General features: G+C 58.6%; 27 protein-coding genes. 24 read left to right on the forward strand and 3 right to left on the reverse strand.

What is annotated here, in order from left to right:
- Window positions 1-2: 2 nt before the first annotated feature.
- The 12 genes from JOE39_RS04630 to JOE39_RS04685 all read left to right on the forward strand — a co-directional run bounded on the left by JOE39_RS04630 (window position 3) and on the right by JOE39_RS04685 (window position 8369).
- A complete protein-coding gene (locus tag JOE39_RS04630) occupies window positions 3-866 on the forward strand; it encodes a head maturation protease, ClpP-related (RefSeq protein ID WP_210077801.1) in 864 nt (287 codons plus the stop codon).
- On the forward strand, window positions 863-2056 hold the full coding sequence (locus tag JOE39_RS04635) for a phage major capsid protein (RefSeq protein ID WP_046719587.1): 1194 nt from the start codon (window positions 863-865) through the stop codon (window positions 2054-2056). The genes JOE39_RS04630 and JOE39_RS04635 overlap by 4 nt, the downstream gene beginning before the upstream one ends.
- 50 nt (window positions 2057-2106) lie before the next feature.
- Window positions 2107-2523, forward strand: a complete 417-nt coding sequence (locus JOE39_RS04640) for a hypothetical protein (RefSeq protein ID WP_210077799.1) — start codon at window positions 2107-2109, stop codon at window positions 2521-2523.
- Between the two features lie 3 nt (window positions 2524-2526).
- Window positions 2527-3003: a head-tail connector protein gene (locus JOE39_RS04645; protein ID WP_210077797.1), complete on the forward strand. Its 477-nt coding sequence runs from the start codon at window positions 2527-2529 to the stop codon at window positions 3001-3003.
- Window positions 3003-3344 carry a phage head closure protein gene (locus JOE39_RS04650; RefSeq protein ID WP_210077795.1) on the forward strand — a complete coding sequence of 114 codons (342 nt, stop codon included), beginning with the start codon at window positions 3003-3005 and terminating at the stop codon, window positions 3342-3344. Before JOE39_RS04645 ends, JOE39_RS04650 begins: the two co-directional genes overlap by 1 nt.
- Window positions 3337-3822 (forward strand): HK97-gp10 family putative phage morphogenesis protein, encoded by a 486-nt coding sequence (locus JOE39_RS04655; protein WP_210077793.1) that lies wholly within the window; start codon window positions 3337-3339, stop codon window positions 3820-3822. The genes JOE39_RS04650 and JOE39_RS04655 overlap by 8 nt, the downstream gene beginning before the upstream one ends.
- Window positions 3822-4190, forward strand: a complete 369-nt coding sequence (locus tag JOE39_RS04660) for a DUF3168 domain-containing protein (protein ID WP_046832800.1) — start codon at window positions 3822-3824, stop codon at window positions 4188-4190. The genes JOE39_RS04655 and JOE39_RS04660 overlap by 1 nt, the downstream gene beginning before the upstream one ends.
- A 63-nt stretch (window positions 4191-4253) precedes the next feature.
- Window positions 4254-4754, forward strand: a complete 501-nt coding sequence (locus JOE39_RS04665) for a phage tail tube protein (protein WP_060707622.1) — start codon at window positions 4254-4256, stop codon at window positions 4752-4754.
- Window positions 4755-4763: 9 nt separating this feature from the next.
- Window positions 4764-5201: a phage tail assembly chaperone family protein, TAC gene (locus tag JOE39_RS04670; protein WP_046832799.1), complete on the forward strand. Its 438-nt coding sequence runs from the start codon at window positions 4764-4766 to the stop codon at window positions 5199-5201.
- Window positions 5202-5257: 56 nt separating this feature from the next.
- Window positions 5258-5404, forward strand: a complete 147-nt coding sequence (locus JOE39_RS04675; protein WP_164989735.1) for a hypothetical protein — start codon at window positions 5258-5260, stop codon at window positions 5402-5404.
- A 47-nt stretch (window positions 5405-5451) separates the two neighbouring features.
- Complete coding sequence (locus JOE39_RS04680; RefSeq protein ID WP_210077791.1) at window positions 5452-8025, forward strand: phage tail tape measure protein; 2574 nt, start codon at window positions 5452-5454, stop codon at window positions 8023-8025.
- Window positions 8025-8369: a phage tail protein gene (locus JOE39_RS04685; protein ID WP_210077790.1), complete on the forward strand. Its 345-nt coding sequence runs from the start codon at window positions 8025-8027 to the stop codon at window positions 8367-8369. The genes JOE39_RS04680 and JOE39_RS04685 overlap by 1 nt, the downstream gene beginning before the upstream one ends.
- Window positions 8370-8503: 134 nt before the next feature.
- Here the strand turns inward: JOE39_RS04685 and JOE39_RS04690 are convergent, their stop codons facing one another.
- Together JOE39_RS04690 and JOE39_RS04695 are read right to left on the reverse strand one after the other, a co-directional pair.
- Window positions 8504-8734 (reverse strand): hypothetical protein, encoded by a 231-nt coding sequence (locus JOE39_RS04690; protein ID WP_005747036.1) that lies wholly within the window; start codon window positions 8732-8734, stop codon window positions 8504-8506.
- A gap of 81 nt (window positions 8735-8815) precedes the next feature.
- Window positions 8816-9070 carry a protein L gene (locus JOE39_RS04695; RefSeq protein WP_072365915.1) on the reverse strand — a complete coding sequence of 85 codons (255 nt, stop codon included), beginning with the start codon at window positions 9068-9070 and terminating at the stop codon, window positions 8816-8818.
- 157 nt (window positions 9071-9227) lie between these two features.
- On the opposite strand from JOE39_RS04695, the gene JOE39_RS04700 reads away from it, so the two are divergent.
- From JOE39_RS04700 to JOE39_RS04755, 12 genes are all read left to right on the forward strand, one after another.
- A complete protein-coding gene (locus JOE39_RS04700; RefSeq protein ID WP_210077788.1) occupies window positions 9228-9926 on the forward strand; it encodes a phage minor tail protein L in 699 nt (232 codons plus the stop codon).
- Window positions 9927-9928: 2 nt separating this feature from the next.
- The gene (locus tag JOE39_RS04705; RefSeq protein ID WP_210077786.1) at window positions 9929-10711 is read left to right on the forward strand and encodes a C40 family peptidase; all 783 of its coding nucleotides are present in this window, start codon (window positions 9929-9931) and stop codon (window positions 10709-10711) included.
- A complete protein-coding gene (locus tag JOE39_RS04710; RefSeq protein ID WP_210077784.1) occupies window positions 10708-11295 on the forward strand; it encodes a tail assembly protein in 588 nt (195 codons plus the stop codon). The genes JOE39_RS04705 and JOE39_RS04710 overlap by 4 nt, the downstream gene beginning before the upstream one ends.
- 55 nt (window positions 11296-11350) lie before the next feature.
- Window positions 11351-16810 (forward strand): DUF1983 domain-containing protein, encoded by a 5460-nt coding sequence (locus JOE39_RS04715; RefSeq protein ID WP_210078656.1) that lies wholly within the window; start codon window positions 11351-11353, stop codon window positions 16808-16810.
- Entirely contained in the window at window positions 16810-17154 is a 345-nt protein-coding gene (locus JOE39_RS04720; RefSeq protein WP_210077782.1) for a hypothetical protein, read from the forward strand. Before JOE39_RS04715 ends, JOE39_RS04720 begins: the two co-directional genes overlap by 1 nt.
- The gene (locus JOE39_RS04725; RefSeq protein WP_210077780.1) at window positions 17151-17831 is read left to right on the forward strand and encodes a hypothetical protein; all 681 of its coding nucleotides are present in this window, start codon (window positions 17151-17153) and stop codon (window positions 17829-17831) included. Before JOE39_RS04720 ends, JOE39_RS04725 begins: the two co-directional genes overlap by 4 nt.
- Before the next feature lie 35 nt (window positions 17832-17866).
- The gene (locus JOE39_RS04730; RefSeq protein ID WP_046235158.1) at window positions 17867-18097 is read left to right on the forward strand and encodes a hypothetical protein; all 231 of its coding nucleotides are present in this window, start codon (window positions 17867-17869) and stop codon (window positions 18095-18097) included.
- A gap of 59 nt (window positions 18098-18156) precedes the next feature.
- The gene (locus JOE39_RS04735; protein ID WP_210077777.1) at window positions 18157-18690 is read left to right on the forward strand and encodes a glycoside hydrolase family 19 protein; all 534 of its coding nucleotides are present in this window, start codon (window positions 18157-18159) and stop codon (window positions 18688-18690) included.
- Window positions 18687-19217 (forward strand): DUF2514 domain-containing protein, encoded by a 531-nt coding sequence (locus JOE39_RS04740; RefSeq protein ID WP_210077775.1) that lies wholly within the window; start codon window positions 18687-18689, stop codon window positions 19215-19217. Before JOE39_RS04735 ends, JOE39_RS04740 begins: the two co-directional genes overlap by 4 nt.
- 288 nt (window positions 19218-19505) lie before the next feature.
- Window positions 19506-20300: a DNA adenine methylase gene (locus JOE39_RS04745; protein WP_096136982.1), complete on the forward strand. Its 795-nt coding sequence runs from the start codon at window positions 19506-19508 to the stop codon at window positions 20298-20300.
- Between the two features lie 47 nt (window positions 20301-20347).
- Entirely contained in the window at window positions 20348-20566 is a 219-nt protein-coding gene (locus JOE39_RS04750; protein ID WP_210077773.1) for a hypothetical protein, read from the forward strand.
- The gene (locus JOE39_RS04755) at window positions 20563-21807 is read left to right on the forward strand and encodes an SGNH/GDSL hydrolase family protein (protein ID WP_210077771.1); all 1245 of its coding nucleotides are present in this window, start codon (window positions 20563-20565) and stop codon (window positions 21805-21807) included. The genes JOE39_RS04750 and JOE39_RS04755 overlap by 4 nt, the downstream gene beginning before the upstream one ends.
- Window positions 21808-21835: 28 nt before the next feature.
- On the opposite strand, the gene JOE39_RS04760 is transcribed toward JOE39_RS04755, so the two are convergent.
- On the reverse strand, window positions 21836-22525 hold the full coding sequence (locus tag JOE39_RS04760; protein WP_210077769.1) for an SOS response-associated peptidase family protein: 690 nt from the start codon (window positions 22523-22525) through the stop codon (window positions 21836-21838).
- Between the last annotated feature and the right edge of the window lie 110 nt (window positions 22526-22635).

Here is a 22635-nt window from a genome sequence, read left to right on the forward strand (position 1 = left end):
TCATGCAACCAAAATCCAAGGCTGGCAGTTTTAACTGCGAGCTGAGCCCGCGCGCGCTCGACAGATGGAATCCGGCCATCAAAGCGGCCGTGGAGTCCACCAGCGATACCATCACCATCTACGGCGTTATTGGCCAGGACTGGTACGGGGAAGGCGTTACCGTCTCGCGTATTGACGCGGCCCTTCGCTCAATCGGCGACAAGCCAGCCACCGTGTACATCAATTCGCCAGGTGGCGACATGTTCGAGGGCCTGGCCATCTACAACCGGCTCCGCGAGCACAGCCAGCCGATCACAACCAAGGTCCTGGGCTTGGCCGCCTCGGCTGCGTCGGTGATTTACATGGCCGGTGCAACGCGCGAGGTGGCCAGCAGTGGGTTTCTCATGATCCACAACTGCTGGACTCTGGCAGTCGGCAACCGCCATGACTTGCGCGATGTAGCGAACACGATGGAAGAGTTCGACGCTGCGATGGCCGACCTTTACGCGGAAGGCAGCGGCCAGGCAGTTGCTGACATTGCCGAGATGATGGATGACGAGACGTTCATACGCGGGCGACGAGCAGTTGAGCTCGGCTTTGCAACGGCCGTTCTCTCTTCTGACGAAATCACCGAGCGTGAAGACGAGCAGGCCCAGCAGAGTAACGCGCTGAAGGCTATGGATATCGCTTTGGCAAAAGCCGGAATGGCCCGCAGCGAACGCCGCGAACTCTTCGCCAATTTCAAGTCCAGCACGCCGCGCGCTGCTGGCGGGGGTACGCAATACGCTGCCTCGTCCGATAAGCCCCGCGCTGTCGCGCCAGACCTCACCGCCTCCCTGAGCGCGGCATCCGACATCCTCAAATCTTTCCAAGGACCATCGCAATGAGCGACTTCGAAAAGCAATACACCGAGCTGAATGCCAGCCTTAAGACCATTGGCGACCAGATCAAATCCCAGGCGGAGACCAGCAACAAGGAAATCGCCCGTCACGGTGAGATGAACGCCGAGACTCGTGCCAAGGTTGACGAATTGCTGATGAAACAGGGCGAACTGCAGGCTCGCGTTCTGGAAGCTGAGCAAAAGCTTGTCAATGCCAACCGTGACACTCAGCGCATCGAGAGCCCGAAGTCCGCTGGCGAGTTGATTGTTACCAGCGAACACATGGAAGGCGTCAATTCGTCTTTCCGTGGCTCCCGTCGCGTTTCCGTACCCCGCGCCGCTATCACCACCACATCCGCCGGTGGCTTGGCGGCCACGGAGCGCCTGGACACTGTCGCGCTGCCGGGCATGCGTCGGGCCACCATTCGCGATCTGATTGCACCCGGAGAGACTGAGGCGGGCTCGCTTGAGTATGTCCGCGAAACAGGCTTTACAAACAATGCCGCGACCGTAGCGGAGGGCTCTGCAAAACCGTATTCCGAAATTGAGACCGCCTTGGTCACGGCTTCGGTTCGTACCATCGCTCATCTGTTCAAAGCCTCGCGTCAGATTTTGGATGACGCAAAGGCTTTGCAGAGCTACATCGACGCGCGCGCTCGTTATGGGTTGCTGCTCGCTGAAGAAGCTCAGTTGCTGTACGGCAGCGGAGCAGGTGCAAATCTGCAAGGGCTCGTTCCGGTTGCAAACCAATACGCGTCTCCAGCTGGCTGGACCGTAACCGGCGAACAGCGCATCGACCGGATTCGTCTGGCCCTTCTTCAATCCGAGCTGGCAGAGTTCCCTTCGGATGGCATCGTGCTCAACCCAACTGACTGGGCGCTGATCGAGTTGATCAAAGACAGCCAGGGCCGCTATCTGATCGGTCAGCCGCAGGAAGGCACTGCGGCTCGTCTGTGGAATCGCCCGGTAGTCGCGACCCAAGCCATGAAGCCAAACGACTTCCTGGTGGGAGCCTTCAAACTTGGTGCGCAGATCTTCGACCGGATGGAAGTTGAAGTTTTGATTTCTACCGAGAACGACAAGGACTTCGAAAACAACATGGTCACGCTTCGCGCCGAAGAGCGTCTGGCGTTTTCCATCTACCGTACCGAAGCCTTCGTCACTGGCAAGCTCACGGCTCCCGCCGCTGCGGCTTAAGCTGCCCAACCCCTAAAGTGGCCGGCACCGCCGGCCCACCGAGGTGAGACATGTCAGATGTATTGATCAAGCCGCTGCGGGCTTACGAGGACCGCGGCATCATCCGTGATACCGACAACGAGCCTTATGCCGCGCCTGTATGGTTGGCCAAGGAACTGGAGCAACTCAAGCTTTGCAAGATCGTAGGCGAGGCTGGCGCAGCGCTGACCAACGATTCCAGTGACCACTCGGCGCTAACGATAGCGAAGAAGGGGCAGCGCTGGATTGTTGTCGATGCTGAGGGCGCTCAGGTCGGTGACTTTATCGGCAAGAAAGAAGAGGCCGAAAGCGAGTTGGCCAAACTTTTGACCGCCACCACACCGGATCCCGCCGGCAATCCTGAAGCTGATGTTCCTAGCGAAGGACCGCCGGTTCAGGGTGAGAATCCGCCTCCGCAAACCGAGCAGCACCAACCGCCTCAGGAGTGACACATGCCCGTCATCAGTATAGAAACGGCCATGCATCACCTGCACGCAGAATCCGAGGATCAGCCGCTCGTGGAGGAATTTCTGGGCGCGGCTGAGGAAGCTGTTATGCAGTTTTTGCAGCGCCGGTTCTATGCCGATCAGGCTGATGTGGATAAGGCGAAGGCTGACACCGTTCAGCGAACCCAAGCCGCGAGAGCTGCATACCGGGCCGCGCTGGAGTTGGCCGATGACCCAGAAAACGCTGACATTCGCTGCCGTCTTCGCGAGCGCGCTCGCCAGTCATTGTCTGAAAGCTTTGAGCAGATAGATATGGACGACTTCGGCATCGTGATCAACAAGGCTATACAGGCGGCATGCCTGCTCAAGCTGGGCAACCTCTTCGCCAACCGCGAGGAAGTGGTGATCGGCACTATTGCCACGGAGCTCCCACTGGCCTCCAAGTCGCTGCTTATGCCATACCGCATAGGGATGGGCGTGTAATGCGTGCCGGTCGACTTCGACATCGCATTACGTTCCAGGCGATGGTGCGCAAGCAGGACCCCGTGACTGGTGAAGAGCAGGGTGAAAGTTGGCAAACAGTTTGGGACAAGGTCCCCGCAGCGGTCGAGCCGCTGAGCGCCAGGGAGTTTATAGCGGCCCAGGCCAGCCAGTCAGAGGCCACCGCGCGGATAGTGATCCGATACCGAGCCGGCGTCCTGCCGACGATGCGGATCCTTTACCGAGGGGATGTCTACGACATAAAAGGCCCGGCGCTGCCCGATCCCGATTCAGGTCTGGACTATCTCACCATTTTGGTGGCCGAGGGGGTCAACGATGGCTGACTCAGTGGATTTCCAGCTGGAGGGGATTGACTCTCTCGTTGGAAAACTCGAATCGATCACTCAGGACATGAAGCGTAAGGGTGGGCGGTCGGCGCTACGTAAGGCTGCCCAGCTGGTGGCCAACAAGATGAAAGAAGGCGCGCAGCGGATAGACGACCCTGAAACAGGCCGATCTATCGCGGACAACGTCGCGCTTCGCTGGAACGGGAAATTGTTCAAGTCGAGCGGGGACCTCGGTTTCCGGGTTGGTGTTCTGCAAGGCGCTGTCCTCAAGAAGGGCGGCGACAAATCTGCGAACGCTGCGACGCCTCATTGGCGCCTGATCGAATTCGGTACTTCCAAAATGCGTGCGGATCCATTCGCGCGAAAAGCCTTGGCCGACAACATAGCCGAGGCAACCAACACATTCATCAATGAATACGAGAAGGCCGTTGACCGCGCGATTAAAAAAGCGGCCAAGGCCGCAGGGGGCGCGTGATGTCATATGCACCCATATTCGCCGTATGCGCTGCTGACGCCGGGGTAACGGCACTACTGGGCGTCAGCCCCACCAGGCTTTATCCGTTCGATGATGCGCCCGAAGGCGTGGCGAAGCCGTATGCAGTCTGGCAACTCATCACCGGCAGTCCAGAAAACTACCTCGCCGGCCGTCCTGATGCTGACAGCTTCACGCTGCAGGTCGACGTGTATGCCGCTACAGGCGCGCAGGCAAGGGCAGTGACTGACGCAATCAGTCACGCCATTGAGCTGCAAGCTTACGTGGTCCGCTGGGGGGGCGAGAGCAAAGACGCCGAAACAAAGTTGTACCGGTCGAGTTTCGATGTCGACTGGATAGTGCTCCGGTAGTCCCAACCAACTTTACAGCCCGCCATGAGCGGGTTTTTTTATGCCCGACATTTGGAGAACACAATGGCGATTTTGACTCAAGGCACCCAGATGTATGCGCTGGTGCCTACAACCGCAGACCCGACAAAGCGGGAGGTCATCGAGGTGGAATGCATTACAGCGTTCAACCCGGGCGGCAACCCAGCAGACCAAGTTGAAATTACGTGCCTGAGTGACAAGGTAAGGCGATACCTGCGCGGCTTGCGCACGCCTGGACAGGCTTCGTTCTCAGTAGACGCTGATCCGAAAAACGCCTCACACGTCCGGCTTTACCAGCTTTCCGAGGATGACTCGGTCGAAAATACGTCGTGGGTCATTGGCTGGGCTGACGGCTTCGATATCAAGCCCACCTTAAATGCGGCTGGCGATGATTTCGAGCTGCCACCGACACGCACCTGGTTCGTGTTCGACGGCTATGTCGCCGACTTCCCATTCGACTTCGCAGGAAACACAGTCGTGAAGACTGCGGGCACCATCCAGCGCTCCGGCGGCTCCGCCTGGATTCGCAAGTCGGCTAACGCATAAGGCATCGTGATGAAATTAAGTCTTGAAAGCTTGCGCGGCGTGGGTGCGTTCACCGGTCGCCCGGTCGAGAAAGAAATCAAATGGCAGCAGGGCGAAAAAGAATTCGTTGCCACGGTCTACGTCAGGCCGCTGGGGTTTCAAACGGCGATCAACGATGCACTATCCGCCGCTGGCAAGGTGCAGGTTCACGCGGGCCGAATTGCCGCAAGTATCTGCGACGAAGAGGGAAAGCCCGTCTTCACGGTTGAAGACATCACCGGAGAAGCTGATCCAACGCGTGGCTCGCTCGACCCCAGCCTGACTTTCGCGTTGCTGACAGTCATCGCCCAGGTCAACAACTTGGGAAAGACGGCGCCCTCTCCGACGACGAAGAGTTCTGGCACGAGCTCGTCCTCGCCGGCATCGGCGGGCGTACGATCGCGGAAGCCAAGGAAAACCTCAGCCTGAACGAGTTCAGGTCATGGCTGAAGTACCGGGCGCTACGTGGATCTCTGAACATCGGCATGCGGGTGGAACGCGGATCGGCATTGCTCGCAATGATGTACGCCAACGTGAATTACAAGGACGGTCCGTACAAGATTTTCGACTTCATGCAGCACGAGGTCGAGCCGCCCATCAGTCTCGATCAGGCTATGGAAAGCTGGGCATAAAACTTAAAAGGCCCGCACAGCGGGCTTTACCTTTGGAGGCGAGTTGAATGAGCAAGTCACTGGGCACGCTCACGCTGGATTTGGTGGCCAGGATCGGTTCCTTCACTGGCCCTCTTGACAGGGCAAGCCAAGAGGCAAAGAAACGCAACGCGGAAATCGCTAAGTCTTTTGAAAACCTGGCCAAGGGGGTGGGCGTAGCCATCGCAGCTGTCCCTGCCGCTCTGACAGGGCTGGTCGCCTACACGGCCGGCAGCGCTAAGGAAATCTCCAACCTTGCAGCGCTGGCTGGTCTCGGAACAACCGAGTTCCAGAAATACGCGGCAGGCGCGAAAACTGTTGGCGTTGAGCAGGACAAGCTCGCGGACATCTTCAAGGATACCAACGACAAGCTGGGCGACTTCTTCAACACCGGCGGCGGCGAGCTGAAAGACTTCTTCGAGGTCATCGCACCGAAGGTAGGTGTGACAGCGGAAAGTTTCAAAAAGCTCAACAGCGCCGAAGCTCTTCAGTTGTATGTTTCGACCCTTGAGAAAGCAAATGTCTCCCAGGCTGAAATGACCTTCTATATGGAAGGCATTGCCGACGAGGCCAGTGCGCTCGTTCCCTTATTGCGCAACGGTGGGAAAGAGTTCAAGCAGCTTGGCGATGCTGCGGAGTCCGCCGGCGCCATTCTCAGCGTTCAAACCATAGCCGTCTCGAAACAGTTTTCGAGCGAGCTTATGGGGCTCATGCAGAACTTGCAGGGGACAAAAAACAAGATCGCTGATGATTTCATGCCAGTGGTTCAGCAATTGACAAAAGACCTTAATGACAGCGTCAAAGCGGGTGGCGGTGTAACAAAGGTCGTGGGGGAGATGGGCGACAAGCTCGTCACCGCAACTGCATTTGTCGTTAGTGCTGGCGATGGAGTTACGAGAGTATTCAAGATCGTTTCGGATACCCTTGTAGGTATGTACGCGACGGCAGTTGGCTACACATCTTCGATGATGGCGGATGTGGCGGCGGGTTTGGCAAAGTTCACCATCGGTGATGTGTCCACACAGTTCATAGCAGACAGTGTGCGCCTGCGCGATGAGGCCAAAGTGAACTTTGGCGCTGCCGCTGAGGCGGCAGCTGGGATCAAGGCAAGTCTCGAAACGCCACTCGCGGGCGATACGATTAAGAAATACATCACGGATGCGCGGGCTGCTGCGGGGGAGTACCAGCGCCTATTTGGTGGTACCGGCTTCAGTGATCAGGGTGGAAAGGGCAGTGGAGTCGACCCGAAAGCTCTGGAAGCGGCCAAGCAGGCTGCAAAAGACGCTGCATCGGCCGCCAAGAAACTGAGCGATACCTTCAAAGGCTCCGAGACTGATCTGCAGCGCCAGATCGCGCTGATCAATACCAGCACGGATGCGCAGAAAAACGCCACGGAAGTGGACAAGATCCGATTCGAAGTTGCATCGGGCAAGCTGGTCGGGATCAACGCTGTTCAGCAGAAGCGCCTCGAGGGTCTGGCATCTGAACTGGATGCTCTCCAAAAACTCAAGGTTGCGAACGAGGAAGAGGCCAAGGCCGTCAGCTTCCTGGCCACCCTCAAAGATGAAAACGCATCCATCGGCGCTGGCTTCGATATGGAGCTTGCTGGTGCAGGGATGGGCGACAAGGCCCGTGACCGCCTGAAGCAGGATATGGCCATTCAGGAGGATTACGCGCGCAAGGCCGCAGACCTCCAGGCGCAACGCAACTCCGGCGATATAAGCGCCGAGCTGTACGCCAAAGAGACCGGCATGCTCTCCGAAGCGCTGGCTGAGCGGATGGTTAAGCAGCAGGACTATTACAATCGTGTCGACAAGGCCCAGTCCGACTGGATGGCGGGCGTAAGTGATGCCTGGAAAAACTATGTAGACGCCGCCGAAAACTACTCGGCGATCGCGGCCGACTTCGTCTCCGGCAGCCTGAATGATTTGACCGGCGGCCTGGGCAACGTGTTCTCCGACGTGGTCACCGGTGCAAAGGACGCTGGAGACGCTATCGCTGACTTCGCTGGGAACATGTCCAAGTCGGTTATCAACGCTCTGGGCGACATGGCGGCGCAGTGGTTGGTCTATCAGGGTATTCAACTGCTCGTTGGTAAAAGCGGGCAATCGGCGGCGGCCACCGGCTTGATCGCCAACGCGCAGGCAGCGTCTGCGCAGGCTGCGCTGAACGCTTACGCATCTACTGCTGGCATTCCATTGATCGGCCCGGAGCTTGCGCCTGCCGCAGCCCTCGCTGCTACGGCGGCAACCACCCCAATGGTCGCCGCAGTATCTGCATCGGCGCTCGCCGGTATGGCCCACAACGGCCTGGACAACATCCCGAAGGAAGGCACCTGGCTGCTCGATGGCGGTGAGCGCGTGCTCAACCCGAACCAAAACCGCGACCTGACGAAGTACCTGGCTGATAAGGCCGGGAGTGGTACTGGCGGGGCGCCGTCTTTCACCATCAACGCGCCTGTCACGGTCGAGGCACAGCCCGGCATGAGCGCTGCTGAAGCTGCAAGTCAGGGCAAGGCGATAGGCGACAGTGCTGCGGCGCAGATCCGCCAAGTGCTCCAGCAAGAAATGAGGCAGGGCGGCCTGCTCTGGAGACGCGCGTAATGGCTGAGACATTCGATTTTGATGTACAGGTCGGCGCGTCCGGCGATGTGAAGCAACGCACATGGTCGAACGACTTTGGTGACGGCTACACCCAGGCTGGCGGCGTCGGTATCAACACCAAGTCGCAGGCGTGGGACGTGACGGTGACCGGACGGTTCGGCGTGGGCCAAAAACTCCAGCAGGTCCAGGACTTTCTTGACCGACATGAGGGGTTCAAGTCATTCCTCTGGACTCCGCCTGGCAGCGGGCAGGGCCGGTACGCCGCCAACGGCTACAAGTTGTCGACCCTCGGCAACGGCCTTCACTTGTTGTCCACGAACTTCAAACAAACATTCAAACCATGAAACAACATGATGCGGCAGAGCCGCAGGAGGATGAGATGGCGCTACAGACAGCGGTGACAGAGGCTGGATTGACGGTGGTAGTTGGCTTGGGCATTGGATTGGTGCCGCCCACAGCAGCGGCACCGCCCATTCGATTAGGAAATGCGTGATTGAAATAACGTGAGTATTTCTGAGTACTGGGCTTGATTGCCGTTTTGGACCTGTACCAGCTTCAGCGTTTCCAGCTCCGCTTTCAAAGCATTCTTGTCAAACGAATCCAATTTAGAGATGGATGTGATGATTGCCAGAAGCGCATTGATAGTTACCGCAGACACCGAGTTTGTCGCTTGCTCAAGCGCGACTATGCGCTGATCAATAGTTTGCATATTTGACCTCCTGGTCATAAACCCGCCGATACTGGCGTATTCCTGGCCCAAAGGGTCGCATGCAGCGGGCCAGGGAAGGAGTTACCCCTTTGTTTGAGTTTCGACGATCAAGCGCCATTCGACTTTCGCTTTATTGGCGTGCTGGTGCTTATTTTGAGGAGGGAATATGTCGTCCTTGTTTGAAGTGATTTCATCTCCACAGCCTTCGCATCGGTAGATTCCTGACACCGGAACTTTGCTGGCAATTTGGTATAGCGTGTCCCACACCACGCCACCCAACACAGACTTCGGCGTCTTTTTTAGATACTGCACTGTCTCTTCTACTACGTGTGCCATTTTCATTCCTTTCATGGTTTGTGAAGGCGCAACGCTACTACGACTGGATCCAATCCAGTTACTGGCTTTTTGGCCATGCTGTATGGGCGGACAGGCCCTAATTAAATATTTCAAACCCTGACCCCGCCGAGCGCGGGGTTTCTCGTAGGTAACCACCATGATTTACAGCTCGGACATCCAGAAGCTGGAGCCCGGCAACCAGATTCGTCTGTACGAGCTGGATGCGACGAGGCTGGGAGCCACGCTCTGGCGCTTCCACGGGCATGAGCATGAGGGCGACATCATCTGGCAGGGCCAGTTGTATTCGCCTATTCAGATCGAGGTCACCGGCTTAGATATCCGTGGTGATGGCCGCCCAGCCACACCCAAGCTCAGGCTGGCCAACGAGCTGTCGGGCATTCCGCGAGCTGTTTCTGCTCTCTGCCTGCAGTTCAAGGATCTGGCCGGGGCGAGCTTCAAGGTGATCGAAACCTTCAAGCACTTCCTGGATGCCGCGAACTTCGACGGCGGCAACCCAGATGCCGCAGATCAAAGCCGCACCAGCCTTTGGAGGATCGAGCAGAAGACGGAAGAGAACTTTTCGGCGGTCGGTTTCGAGCTTTCCAGCCCCATCGATATGGAAGGCCAGCAGCTGCCTGCGCAGCAAATCACCAAGCTGTGCCGCTGGGCGATGCGCGGTCAGTACAGGCAGGAAGCTTGCGCCTACACCGGTACCGCGATGTTCGACAAGAAGAATGAACCCACCGACAACCCGGCGCTGGACCGCTGCGGTGGCTGGTGGAGCAGCTGCAAGTTGCGCGGCAATACCCGCCGGTTCGGCGGCTCCATGGGCGCAAGCCTGATCGCCAAGGGGTAACCATGCGAATCAATCAAAAGCTTCAGGACGCCATGCGGGCGCACGCCGAGCAGTCACACCCGGCCGAGGCCTGCGGGCTGCTTATCAAGACCGACGCCGGCCGCGAATACGTGCCGTGCGGCAACGTGGCCACCAACCCGCTGCAGCACTTCCTGATCGACAAGCACGACGCTGCGGCGGCAGAAGACAGGGGCGAGGTGCTAGCCATCGTGCACAGCCACCCGGACCGCGCCGCAACGCCGAGCATGACCGATCTGGTCAGCTGTGAGCTGCATGAATTGCCTTGGGCGATTGTGGGCTGGCCTGGCGGTGACATTCAGTGGTTCAAGCCGAGCGGGTTCCAAGCCCCTTTGCTGGGCCGGGACTTCTCGCATGGCCTGCTCGATTGCTGGTCGGCCTGCCGCGACTGGTACGCCCGCGAGGCGTCGTTGTCGCTTCCGAACTTCGAACGCAAGGAACTGTGGTGGGAAGATCCGGAAAGCCCGAGCCATTACGAAGAGAACTTCGAGGCCTGTGGCTTCGTCCGGGTCGAGCAGCCCCAGCGAGGCGACCTGCTGGTGTTCCAGATCCCGACCGTGGGCAGGCCTTGTCACTTCCCGAACCACGCCGCGATCTACCTCGGGGCCGATGCCAGCCTGCACAGCGAGGACGCGCCGGCACTGGGCGGGTCTGGTCCGTTCATCTATCACCACATGCCCGGTCGCCTGGCTGCCCGTGAGGTCTACGGCTGGTCGATGGCCAACCGCGTGAAACTGATCCTGCGCCACAAGGAATACACCCCATGACCATGCGCACCATCTTGCTCTACGGCGTTCTGCGCAAGCATTTCGGCCGGGAGTACCGCATCGATGTACACAGCGTGCGCGATGCCGTGAATGCCCTTTGCGCGATGAAGCCTGGCTTCGAGAAGTTTCTGCGGACCGGCGAAGAGCGTGGTTTGGTGTTCAGCGTCTTCTGCGGCAAGCGCAACGCCGTCGAGGCCGAGTTCGATATGCAGGGCAGCGACAACACCGATATCCGCATCGTGCCGCTGATCCAAGGCAGCAAGCAGGCTGGCCTGTTCCAGGTGGTGCTGGGCGTCGCGCTGGTTGTGGGCGGCCTTGTCTCCGGTGGTACGAGTACAGCGCTCGGCCTGGGCCTGCTCGGCGCAGGAGCTGCGACGGGGCTTGGCGGCGTGGTGCAGATGCTTTCCCCGACGACCACCGCCAGCGTCGGCAGCAACAATGACGACGGAAATAACCCCAGCTATGGCTTTGGGGGCGCGGTGACCACCGTTGCCCAGGGCAACCCTTATCCCGTGCTCTACGGCGAACGAGAGATCGGCGGTGCCGTCGAATCGGGCGGCATCTACACCCAAGATCAACTTTAACTATCGCAAAACACCCAACCCGCTCCGGCGGGTTTTTTATTGCCTGGAGATCCGCATGGGCGCAGCACGCAAACTCGTCGTTCAAGGTTCCAAAGGGGGCGAGTCGACCCAGAAGCAGCCGACGATTGCAGCGAACAGCACGGCTTCGATCGCTACCGCCCGGATCGTCTATCTGTGGAGCTGGGGACCCATCGTAGGCCCGGTCGACGGCCTGCGCTCCGTGAAGCTCGACGGAACCCCGTTGGTGGCCGAAGACGGCACTGTCAACTTCCCGGGCGTGAAGTGGCAGTTCCGCAATGGCGAGCTGAACCAGCAGCGTCTTGAGGGCATTGCCGAGTCCAGCAACGAAGTTGACGTAAACCAGCAGCTGCTCAGCACCACGCCCTACCTGCGCACCGTGAATAACCCGGTTCTGGATGCGCTGCGCATCCGGCTCAGCTGGCCACAACTCCAGTCGCAGGACCAGAGCGGCAACATCAACGGCGTGCGAGTCGATTATGCGATTGACCTGGCCACTGATGGCGGGCCGTTCGTTCAGATGCTGGCGGACTTCGTAGACCGCAAGAACGTCACCAAGTACGAACGCAGTCACCGCATCAACCTGCCAGCGGGCAGCCGTTGGACTATGCGCGTGCGCCGGATCACACCCGAAGCCAACAGCTCGCTGATTCAGGACAGCATGTTCATCGAGGCGGTGGCCGAGGTCGTAGACAGCGATCAGGAATTTCCGCTCACCGCCGTGGGCTGCGTTGAATATGACGCCCAGCAGTTCGGCGGCGATATCGCCAAGATTGCGGTGCTGATGCGCGGGCGCATCGTGCGTGTGCCGACCAACTATGACCCGGAGACGCGGACCTATGCCACGTCTGGCGCGGGTACCAGCAACGGGATATGGGACGGTACGTTCAAAGAGGCTTACACGAACAACCCCGCATGGGTGTGCTACGACATTGCGCTGAACCCGTATTACGGCCTCGGGCACCGGATCGATGCCACGATGGTGGATCGCTGGAACCTGTACCGCATTGCGCAGTATTGCGACCAGATGGTGCCAAACGGCATGGGCGGCATGCACCCCCGGATGACCTGCAACATCTACCTGCAGAAGCAGGCGGATGCCTACGCAGTGCTGCAAGACTTGTCGTCCATCTTCCATGGCATGAGCACTTGGGACGGCAGTCAGATCACGTTCAATGCCGACATGCCAGGCGACCCTGTCTACACCTACAACCCGTCGCAGATCCTGAACAATGGTGAAATCCAGTATTCGGGCACCCGGGCGCGCGACCGGCACAACCTGGCGCTGGTGACGTGGGACAATCCCGACCAGAGTTTTGCGACGGACAAAGAGCCGGTATTCGATGAAGTGGCGCTTGCCGAAAGCGGATCAGTCAACGAACTGTCCGTCGACGCCTATGGCTGCACGTCGCTCGCCCAGGCGCAGCGAGCGGGCCAGTACGCGCTGATCACCGAACAGACGCAGACGAGGGGCGGGACCTTTCGTGTTGGCCTGGACGGTAGCATTCCGAAAACAGGGCAGATCATTGCCGTGGCTGACCCCATGCTGGCCGGTCGTGCTAACGGCGGGCGTATCAGCGAAGTGGCGGGGCGGGTCATCACCGTTGACCGGGACATCGATCTTCCGACCGGTGCCAAGCTGCGGGTGAACTTGCCAAGCGGCAAGACCGAGGCACGGGTTATCAGCTCGCTTGATGGTCGGCGCGTTACCGTTGCCGCCAGCTTCAGCGAAGTGCCGGAAGCTGAGTGCGGCTGGATACTCGAGTATGACGACCTGAAAACGATGCAGTTTCTGGTGCGTAACATCACGCGCCCGGAATGGCATCAGTACCAGCTCGAGTGCATCCAGCACGAACCGAGCAAGTTCGACGCCATCGACTTCGGCGCCGTTGTGGATATCCGCCCAATCAGCGGCATTCCGGTGGGCGTGCAGGCTGCGCCCGCTGGCGTGTTTGTCACACAGCACGTCGTGGTCGAGCAGGGTATCGCAGTCGTCAATATGACGATCAGCTGGGACGCTGCGCCAGGCGCGGTTGCGTATGACGTGGAATGGCGCTGGGGCTCGCGTGAGTGGGTCAAAGTACCGCGCACGGGTGAACAGTCGGTTGAGGTGACTGGCATTTACTCCGGCCAGTACATGGCCAGAGTGCGCGCTGTCAGCGCCTTGAATGTTTCGTCGCTGCCTACCACTTCGCAGCTGACCAATCTGGAAGGAAAGGTGGGGCTGCCTCCTGCAATTACCAGCCTGGCCGCCGAAAGCTTGCTGTTCGGGATCGGACTCAAGTGGTCTTTCCCGCCAGGCGCAGAAGACGCCCAGCGGACTGAACTCTGGTACGCGCAGGCGAACGATCTGAAAGCAGCCACGAAACTGGCCGACCTGGCTTACCCGCAGGCTGATTACGTCATGCAGGGGCTGCGCGCCGGGCAGACGTTCTTTTTCTGGGCGCGCCTGGTTGATCGCACCGGCAACATCGGTCCGTGGTTCCCACTGGTCGATGGCGTCATGGGGTCCGCCAGCGCCGATGCGGCTGCAATTCTTGAGCAGATCGCCGGTGAAATCACTGAAAGCGCGTTCGGCAAAGATCTGCTTTCCAAGCTGGAAAAAATCGAGGGTAACGGACCTGGCTCGGTTAATGAGCGCCTAGCGATCATCAGAACAGCGCTGAACGAGCAGATCGCTGATGTAGACGGCAATCTGGCGGATGTCCGGGCAGAGCTGCAACAGCAGATCGACAACATAGCCGACCTTGCCGACTCCATGCCATACAAGCCAGACGGGACTTACAAGGCCGGGCAGGGCGTACTGGGCTCGGACGGCATCATCTACCAGGCCACGCAGAACGTACCGGTCAACACTCCGCCGCCGAACACCACCTACTGGCTGAACGTTGGCCAGGCGGTGGCCACGGCTGTGGGGTTGGCGTCCCGGGTGCAGACCGTCGAAACAAAGGTCACGTCCATTGAGGGCGTCAACACTGCGCAGGCACAACAGCTCACCGGCCTGCAGACGTCTCTGGATGGCAAGGCCTCGGCCAGCAGCGTGCAGTCCATCGGCAACCGGGTAACCGACGCTGAGGGGAAACTCACCAGCCAGAGCTCGGCCATCACCGGACTGACCAATGCTTTACCAGGAAAGGCCAACGTTGCGACCGTCGATGCACTGACCAACACGGTGAACCAGCAGGGAGGCGCGATCACCGCGCAAGGCCAGTCGCTGACCAACATCGCGGCGTCAATTTCTACAGTGGGCGGGCAGAATCTGATCTACAACCCGTCGTTCGAGAAGCGCGGCACCATCGGTGCAGGTCTTATCGGTGACGGCTGGCAGATCGGTGGACCAGCCACCCTTGCCAGCACCAGCTATGTTCAATCGGGCATCGATTCGAAAGGCATAGCGCAGCGGGCCGACGTGACGAATCTGAACCCGTCGCGCTACATCGATGTGGTTCCAGCGCCTGAAAAGCGACCATCTGCCGGGCAGGGTCAGCCGTTCACTTTCTCCTGCTACGTGCGGGCGACGCCGGGACTGGGCATTCAGATATTTCTGCAGCCGCTCAACTCCGCCAGTGCGGTAGTTGTGACGGTGAATTCCAGCACCCTGATTGCTACCGGGGAATGGCAGCGCCACACGCTGACCATCCCATCGCTGCCAGCCAATACCGCAACCGTCCACTGCATCACCAGGCTAGTCACAGTGAACTCGGCTACTGCCGGCTTCCTTGAGGTTGATCGGGTGCAGGCACAGTTGGCCGCCGTGGTCAGTGGTTGGCAGGACAATGCCGATACGGTCAAGACTGATCTTGCCGGACAAGCCGAGGCCACCAGCGCGCTCACCGCCCGCGTTACGCAGAATGAGACGAGCATTACCAGCGCCAGCAGCCAGCTGTCTTCGCTGAGCAACAGCGTGGGCACATCGGGCGGGCAGAATCTGTTCTTCAACCCGACGTTCAGCAAGGAAAGCGCGTCCGCCGGCACTGCCGAGGGTTGGATCACTGATTCAGGTGCGTCAGGTGGCACCAGTGTGCCTTCGATCGTGCCGTCTTGGTTGGTCAGTTCCGAGAAAGCCCAGCGCCTTGATGTTACTGGCTTGAACCTCTCAAACAGTTATCGAGGCATCCGGGTATCCCCTGCGAACTACCGGCCAAAAGTCATGGCAGGTAACTCAGTGGTTGCGTCGTGCTACGTGCGCGCCACTGCAGGGTTGGTGTTCAAGATATTCATTCAGGGCGTGAACGCCGCTGGCACCGACGCCGTGACCGTTTCGGGTCCTCTAATTGTGGCCACTGGTGGCACTCAGCGAATCGTCTACGACTACCCGAACCTGCCGGCCGGAACTGCCTCTGTGCAAGCCTATTTCCGTCTGTACGGGTCGGACACGGTTGGCTCCGGTTTTGCCGAGTACACACGGGCGCAGCTCGAGGTGGGCACCACAGTCACCGGCTGGAGGGACAACACGGCTGTGCTCGCGTCAGAGCAGTCGGCGACCTCTGTCGCGGTATCGGGGCTTAGCTCCACGGTGACACAACAGGCCAACTCGATCAGCAGCGTGAGCGGCCGAACGACCAGCCTCGAAAATACCGTCAACAGCTCCACCAATGGTCTGGCGACCAAAGCCTCTGCGTCAGCGTTGAGTTCGACTCAGTCAGCTGTAAGCCAACAAGGCCAGACGCTTACCGCACAGTCAACCCAAATTCAAGGACTGAACGCGAGCTTGGGTGACACGAACGCGAATGTCAGTAGCGTCAATCAAGCGCTAGCGAACGTGAATAACGTTCTAGCGTCCAGAATTGATGGGGTGACCTCAACGGTTGGCAATGTAAGCGCCGCCATTCAAAGCGAAGCTACGACCAGGGCAAGTGCCGACGCAGCAATTGGTAGAAGCATTGATAGTCTGAGCTCATCCGTTGGCACGGCTTACGCAGCGATACAGAGCGAATCAGTCACCAGGGCCGATGCCGATGGTGCTCTGTCGCGTAGGGTCGATGATGTGCAGTCAACCGCTGGCAATGCGAATGCATACGCACAGCAGGCGATCAACACTGCTGCATCCGTCGATGGGAAAGTGTCCGGTTCCTACACCGTAAAATTGGGAGTGACGGCAAACGGCATTCAGTACGCATCAGGTTTTGGACTGGGGCTCGACAATTCTGCCGGACCTACTCAATCCAGGTTTGTAGTGAGTGCTGACTCATTTGCCATCTTGAACGCCAACCCGAATGACGGAGCAGTGTTTTCACCGTTTGCTGTTACTGGTGGGCAGGTTTTCATAAACGAAGTGTTTATCAAAAACGGATCAATTGATAACGCCAAGATCGGAGACATGTTGTATTCCAGCAACTATCAGCCTCAACGGGCGGGCTGGCTTCTTAAAAAGGATGGAGTTTTCGAGATTAACAGCACGATACCAGGAGCGGGCAGAGTCCTCATTAATGGGAATGGGGTTTACATCTACGACGAAAATAACGTGCTACGCGTTCAGCTTGGGAATCTAGGATAATGGCATTTGGACTTAGAACATTCGGTGCCGATGGCGCCCTGCAGATAAATGAAAACTCCTTTACGATGCGCGTTGTGTTTACCACTGTAGTGGATAGGTCAGGCTGGACATTAGATGGCACCTTTACTGGTTCAGGTTACAGGCAGTGGGCGGTGGATGGAAAACCCGGCAACTGTACCGCTTGCCTCATACCAATTGGCTCATTCAGTGACAACACAACTCAGTATGAGACGGAGATGCTTGATGGCGTGGTGCGAGTCTATAACTACAACCGTGGTTTTCCTGCCGGCAAGGTACTGGCAAACGTTTCAATCATGCGCCTTCTTGTCGTGAGGTTTGCATGAGCTTCGGTCTTCGATTTGTGAATGACAGCAACGTCGTGACACTGGACAGCGAATTCGCAAGGCTTGCTGTTGCTGCGTCCGGCACCTATTCACCAAACGCTGAAAACGGCCTTACGTCCATCGTCACGTTCCCGGCAGCAATCACGACACAAGAGCCGCCATTGATTTTTGCCCGTCCAAATACTTCGGCATCTGGCCGGGCCGTAATCGCATCAGTGATCATCTACGGCTCTCCGGGTAACTGGACAGGCTTTCAAATTCGAACTCGAAGCACGGAGTTTTTACAGCCCAACGGACGTTGGTTTGCTGGAGTGTTCAAGTCGACGCCCGTTGCCAAATTCGGGATGAGACTTTTCAATGCGCAGACTGGTCTGATATTTGATTCGGGCGTGCCATGCGCCCAGTTCACAAGATCGTTTCAAAACTGGACCTATGAGTTCAATCAGCAGCTTACGATTGGCTCTACGAACTTCTATTCAGTTCCGTTCGACTTTCCAGAAAATGAATACATCATGATCAACAGCTTCTCTATGAACATGGTGGCTGCAAACACGCCAGGGCGGGTGCTCAGCTGTATGTGGGATTTCTCTGCACGCAAGCTTTATGCATTGACAACTGGCTCCAGCAACCCTTTTGCCTTTTATCTTCCGGCGCTGTTCGCCAAGATGCAGGCCTAACTTTTTACAAACCTAATCCAATGCGGAGATTCACCATGCCTTTCATCGCAGTCAATAGCAGCAACGGTTTCGACATGGCCAACAATACCCGATACGCGACCGAGGCCGAGGCTGACAGCCGTGCGCGCGAGATTCTGAACCAGTTCCCCACCGCCCAGGTGTTCACCGCTCAGTTGCTCAAGGACTACAGCGCCAAAGTCACCGTGACCGCCAAGGCATCTGCTGACCCGGTCAGCGAAGCAAGCGCGGATACAGCGTCGGCGTAACCGCACCGCAAGATTCCGGCCCGCCCAGTGCGGGCTTTTTGTTGCCCGGAGAAAAACGAATGTCCATCACAGCGCAGCAGTTGCTGCAGATACTCCCGAACGCCGGCCAGAGAGCCGGCGTTTTCGCACCTGTCCTGAACACCGCTATGAGCAAGTACCAGATCGTTACACCGCTGCGCATCGCGGCATTCATTGCCCAGGTCGGCCATGAGTCCGGTCAGCTGCGTTACGTGCGCGAGATCTGGGGGCCGACTACGCAGCAGTTGGGGTACGAGGGCCGCAAGGACCTTGGCAACACCGTTGCGGGTGACGGCTCGAAATACCGTGGCCGTGGCCTGATCCAGGTGACGGGCAGGGCCAATTACGAAGAGTGCGGCGAAGCGCTCGGCCTGGACCTGATCGACCACCCCGAATTGCTCGAGCTGGCACAGCACGCCGCGATGTCGGCGGCGTGGTTCTGGCACCGGGCCGCGCTCAATACGCTGGCCGACAAGCGCGAGTTCGTGACCATCACCAAGCGTATCAACGGCGGCACGAATGGCCTGGCTGATCGGCAGGCGCTTTATGAGCGGGCGCTTGAGGTGCTGGCGTGAAGGCCCTGCCGTGGAAGGCATGCGGCCTGCTGCTGATCCTGTTGGCGCTGGCCGGTGCGTTGTACGGGGCATACCGGCACGGCGTGACCGTTACCGATCTGGCCTGGAAAGCGAAGTGGGCCGAGCAAGTCAGCACCCAATCCGAGGCGGTGGCCAACACGACCACCGAGTACCGAACCGAAGAGCAACGCCGCCAGAAAGCGGCCAACCAGGTGGCAAACGATGCAAGACAAGAACAGACCGCTGCGCTTACTGATGCTGCTGTCGCTGACGCTGCTGGGGACCGGCTGCGTGTCGAAGCCGGAAAGCTGGCAGCCGCCACCAGTTGCGCCCCCGGCGATACCGGCGCTGCCGAACGAGGCAAGGCAGCCAGCCGCGCCGCCATGGTGCTCTCCGAACTGCTCAGCAGGTCTGACGCGCGAGCGGGAGAGCTCGCTAAATACGCTGACTCAGCCCGAATAGCCGGGCTGGCGTGTAGCCGCTTTGCCGATGAGCTATCCAACACCACCAACCAAGCCAGGCCTTAGGCCGCCGGGAAGCACTGTGCAGACGACCATAAAGCAAGAAGCCTACACCCGCGCCATGAAAGATCGGCAGACGCTGTACGTCCGAGCTAAAGGCTCTGGCGTGACACGTTGGAGGCCTGATTAGAATTAGTGCTTCACGCACAAAAGGAGCGGCTGGTAAGGATGCGTCAACATCCGTTCCAGCCACCGAACCGCAGACTATTCCTGCAAGTCCAGCCAAGGCCCCCGCTCTGTGCACAAAGCGCGGCGAGCCTAGCACCTGTTTATCCATACAGTAAAGGCTTGCATATGACTAACCCGATTGTTCCCTGGATGGGTGGCAAGCGCCGCCTCGCCGACCGCCTTATCCCTCTTTTCCCGCCACATGAATGCTATGTCGAAGTTTTCGCTGGTGGAGCTGCCCTGTATTTCATGCGGCCGCAGGCCGCCCCTGTTGAGGTTCTGAACGACATAAATGGTGAGTTGGTCAGCTTGTATCGAGTGGTGCAGAACCATCTAGAGGAATTTGTACGCCAGTTCAAATGGGCGCTTAGCTCCCGACAAGTGTTCGAGTGGCAAAAAACGACACGCCCTGAAACTCTCACTGATATTCAGCGCGCCGCCCGATTTTTCTATCTCCAGCACCACGCTTTCGCAGGTAAGACTACTGGCCAGACGTTTGGGACCGCGACCACCGGCCCTGCCATAAATCTGCTGAGGATCGAGGAGAACCTTTCTGCAGCTTGGCAGAGGCTTTCTGGCACGTATGTCGAAAATCTTCCTTGGCTGGACTGCGCCGAGCGTTACGACCGCGCGCATACCTTTCACTACATGGATCCCCCGTACTGGAAAACCGCTGGCTATGGCGTGGATTTCCCGTTCGAAAATTACGAGCGAATGGCTGATTTCATGCGGAGATGTAAAGGCAAGGTGATGGTGAGCATCAATGATCATCCGGACATCAGGAAGGTTTTCGACGGCTTCCATTTCGAGCAAGTGGATATTCGCTACACCACCTCGAATCAGCGACAAGGCAAGAGCGAGGTCAGTGGGGAGCTCGTGATAATGAATTGGGAGCCGTCTGCGCTTGGGGGCTTGTTCTAAGGCTTCGCGCCGTATTTCTATCCGTTCCAATCAGCCCTGGAGGCAAAATGCAGACATCGATTAAACAAGAGACCTACGACCGCACGATGAAAGTGACGTTGGCAGTGAAGGCGAACGGCGGGTCCGTGACGGTCCAGATCCAGGCCGGGGACAACTGGATCATCACCGACACGTTCTGGAGCGACGGTGCCTATCAGCTGAGCATTCCTCCAGCGGCGATCCGCTACGTGCCAGCTGGTGGCGCTGAATTCGAGGTATACGCATGAGCCTTCTAGTCAACCCGATCCCACGCCGCCAACCGATCCGGCGTGGCCTGGGCCTGCTCGGCGATAGCTTCTCGGGCAACTGTCATACCATCGCCGCGACAGCGTTCGGCACCGAGGCCTACGGCTATGCGGGCTGGATCGCGGCGCGCACCGGCCTGTTTCCCAGCTATGCCGACAACCAGGGCAAGCTCGGCGACCACACCGGGCAATTTCTGGCGAGGCTTCCGGCCTGCATTGCGTCGTCCACTGCCGACCTGTGGCTGCTGCTGTCGCGCACCAACGACAGCACCACGGCAGGTATGAGCCTGGCCGACACGAAAGCCAACGTGACGAAGATCGTGATGGCTTTCCTCAACACGCCGGGCAAGTATCTGATCGTCGGTACCGGCACGCCGCGCTTCGGTAACAGGGCGCTGACCGGGCAGGCGCTGGCCGATGCGATCGCTTACAAAGACTGGGTTTTGAACTACGTCAGCCAGTTCGTGCCGGTCGTGAACATTTGGGACGGTTTCACCGAAGCCATGACCGTTGAAGGCCTGCACCCGAATCTCCTGGGTGCCGAGTTCATCAGTTCGCGGGTGGTGCCGATCATCACCGCCAACTTCGAATTCCCCGGCATTCCGCTACCCACGGACGTTGGCGACGTTTACTCGGCCATCCGCCCGTTCGGTTGCCTCAATGCCAACCCGCTTTTGGCGGGCACTGGCGGCTCTCTGCCTGCTGGCGTGAACGCTGTGGCCGGGTCGGTGCTGGCGGACGGCTACAAGGCTGTGGGCTCTGGTCTGGCCGGGATCACCACGCGGTGGTACAAGGAGCCTGCCGACTATGGTGAGGCGCAGTGCATCGAGCTGCGTGGCAACATGGCTGCGGCGGGCGGCTACATCTACATGCAACCGACGGCCAACGTGGTACAGACCAACCTGGCGGCCGGCGACGTTATCGAAATGGTGTCGGCGGTGGAAATCATGGGGTCGTCGCGCGGCATTTTGGCTTGGGAGGCTGAGTTGACCATCACCAAGACGGTCAACGGTGCGTCGTCCACGTTCTACTATCGGTCGATGGACAAGTACCAAGAGGCGTTCCCCATGCCGGCCAGCTTTTCCGGGGCATTGGAAACACAGCGCGGCACGATTGACATGAGCGAAACCGTGATCACTTCACGCATGGGCCTGTACCTGGCTGCAGGTGTGCCGCAGGACTCGACGGTCAAGGCCGCTCAGTTCGGGATACGCAAGGTTTAAATGCATGGGCTGCCTTGGGCGTATGAATTTATTCGACTTCCTCTATCAGTTCTGCCCCTTGGTTCCGGACGTTACCCACGGCCTTGCCAACCGTATACCACTCAAACTCATCGACTGGAGTACAGCATTCCCGAGCTATCTCGGCGGCGCGCGATGGGGCAGTGGACGGGTCTGTCCACTCGCGCGCCAGTTCGGGGCTGAGGACCAACGGGCGCCGATCGTGTATGTCGACCATTCCCTGATCGCTGGCCGCAGTAATAATCACGAACCCGTCGCCTTCGTGAGGTTGCAGCCCAGCATGAACTTGCGCGAGCGCTGCGAAAAACATCGGCTTTTGGCTTTTAAGTCGGATGAAGTAAGGATGCTTTTTCTTGGGGTCATCAGGATCCTTGACCCATTCAAACCAGCCATTTGCAGGTGCAAGAGCACGGCTGTGCGGCCACAGCTCTTTGAAGAACTTTCCCGTCATCACCGTTTCGACGCGTGCATTGATGGGGGCCGGACGTTTCCCCTGGGCCCAGAACGGAGCCCATCCCCAGCGAACCTTGTCGACACTCAGGCCGGTCTCCGTCGGTCGGATGATCTCAACGCGAGTCGTCGGAGCGACGTTGTAACGCCCAATGGGCCAGAGGTCATAGCCATTGATAACCAGCTGCTCTGGCGCAAGCTCTTTTAGGTAATGGTCCATGGATTCGTAGATCGAGTAGCGTCCGCACATGATGTCACCCGTAATGTCACTCGTCGAAAATGCCCGTCTCTACGATTGACCACGGTAAGGGCAAAGAGTTAACTGTATATGCATACAGTAAATCACTCACCCACGAAAAA

The sequence above is a fragment of the Pseudomonas sp. PvP100 genome, assembly GCF_017833055.1.
GTDB classification, from domain to species: Bacteria; Pseudomonadota; Gammaproteobacteria; order Pseudomonadales; family Pseudomonadaceae; genus Aquipseudomonas; species Aquipseudomonas syringae.

What these genes read in the sequence shown, in the direction of transcription:
- JOE39_RS04760 (WP_210077769.1), bottom strand. Translation starts at nt 22,525, where the DNA reads ATGTGCGGACGCTACTCGATCTACGAATCCATGGACCATTACCTAAAA.
- JOE39_RS04725 (WP_210077780.1), top strand. Translation starts at nt 17,151, where the DNA reads ATGAGCTTCGGTCTTCGATTTGTGAATGACAGCAACGTCGTGACACTG.
- JOE39_RS04645 (WP_210077797.1), top strand. Translation starts at nt 2,527, where the DNA reads ATGCCCGTCATCAGTATAGAAACGGCCATGCATCACCTGCACGCAGAA.
- JOE39_RS04720 (WP_210077782.1), top strand. Translation starts at nt 16,810, where the DNA reads ATGGCATTTGGACTTAGAACATTCGGTGCCGATGGCGCCCTGCAGATA.
- JOE39_RS04640 (WP_210077799.1), top strand. Translation starts at nt 2,107, where the DNA reads ATGTCAGATGTATTGATCAAGCCGCTGCGGGCTTACGAGGACCGCGGC.
- JOE39_RS04635 (WP_046719587.1), top strand. Translation starts at nt 863, where the DNA reads ATGAGCGACTTCGAAAAGCAATACACCGAGCTGAATGCCAGCCTTAAG.
- JOE39_RS04690 (WP_005747036.1), bottom strand. Translation starts at nt 8,734, where the DNA reads ATGCAAACTATTGATCAGCGCATAGTCGCGCTTGAGCAAGCGACAAAC.
- JOE39_RS04650 (WP_210077795.1), top strand. Translation starts at nt 3,003, where the DNA reads ATGCGTGCCGGTCGACTTCGACATCGCATTACGTTCCAGGCGATGGTG.
- JOE39_RS04660 (WP_046832800.1), top strand. Translation starts at nt 3,822, where the DNA reads ATGTCATATGCACCCATATTCGCCGTATGCGCTGCTGACGCCGGGGTA.
- JOE39_RS04705 (WP_210077786.1), top strand. Translation starts at nt 9,929, where the DNA reads ATGCGAATCAATCAAAAGCTTCAGGACGCCATGCGGGCGCACGCCGAG.
- JOE39_RS04745 (WP_096136982.1), top strand. Translation starts at nt 19,506, where the DNA reads ATGACTAACCCGATTGTTCCCTGGATGGGTGGCAAGCGCCGCCTCGCC.
- JOE39_RS04655 (WP_210077793.1), top strand. Translation starts at nt 3,337, where the DNA reads ATGGCTGACTCAGTGGATTTCCAGCTGGAGGGGATTGACTCTCTCGTT.
- JOE39_RS04715 (WP_210078656.1), top strand. Translation starts at nt 11,351, where the DNA reads ATGGGCGCAGCACGCAAACTCGTCGTTCAAGGTTCCAAAGGGGGCGAG.
- JOE39_RS04750 (WP_210077773.1), top strand. Translation starts at nt 20,348, where the DNA reads ATGCAGACATCGATTAAACAAGAGACCTACGACCGCACGATGAAAGTG.
- JOE39_RS04695 (WP_072365915.1), bottom strand. Translation starts at nt 9,070, where the DNA reads ATGGCACACGTAGTAGAAGAGACAGTGCAGTATCTAAAAAAGACGCCG.
- JOE39_RS04755 (WP_210077771.1), top strand. Translation starts at nt 20,563, where the DNA reads ATGAGCCTTCTAGTCAACCCGATCCCACGCCGCCAACCGATCCGGCGT.
- JOE39_RS04630 (WP_210077801.1), top strand. Translation starts at nt 3, where the DNA reads ATGCAACCAAAATCCAAGGCTGGCAGTTTTAACTGCGAGCTGAGCCCG.
- JOE39_RS04665 (WP_060707622.1), top strand. Translation starts at nt 4,254, where the DNA reads ATGGCGATTTTGACTCAAGGCACCCAGATGTATGCGCTGGTGCCTACA.
- JOE39_RS04680 (WP_210077791.1), top strand. Translation starts at nt 5,452, where the DNA reads ATGAGCAAGTCACTGGGCACGCTCACGCTGGATTTGGTGGCCAGGATC.
- JOE39_RS04735 (WP_210077777.1), top strand. Translation starts at nt 18,157, where the DNA reads ATGTCCATCACAGCGCAGCAGTTGCTGCAGATACTCCCGAACGCCGGC.
- JOE39_RS04685 (WP_210077790.1), top strand. Translation starts at nt 8,025, where the DNA reads ATGGCTGAGACATTCGATTTTGATGTACAGGTCGGCGCGTCCGGCGAT.
- JOE39_RS04700 (WP_210077788.1), top strand. Translation starts at nt 9,228, where the DNA reads ATGATTTACAGCTCGGACATCCAGAAGCTGGAGCCCGGCAACCAGATT.
- JOE39_RS04670 (WP_046832799.1), top strand. Translation starts at nt 4,764, where the DNA reads ATGAAATTAAGTCTTGAAAGCTTGCGCGGCGTGGGTGCGTTCACCGGT.
- JOE39_RS04675 (WP_164989735.1), top strand. Translation starts at nt 5,258, where the DNA reads ATGCGGGTGGAACGCGGATCGGCATTGCTCGCAATGATGTACGCCAAC.
- JOE39_RS04710 (WP_210077784.1), top strand. Translation starts at nt 10,708, where the DNA reads ATGACCATGCGCACCATCTTGCTCTACGGCGTTCTGCGCAAGCATTTC.
- JOE39_RS04730 (WP_046235158.1), top strand. Translation starts at nt 17,867, where the DNA reads ATGCCTTTCATCGCAGTCAATAGCAGCAACGGTTTCGACATGGCCAAC.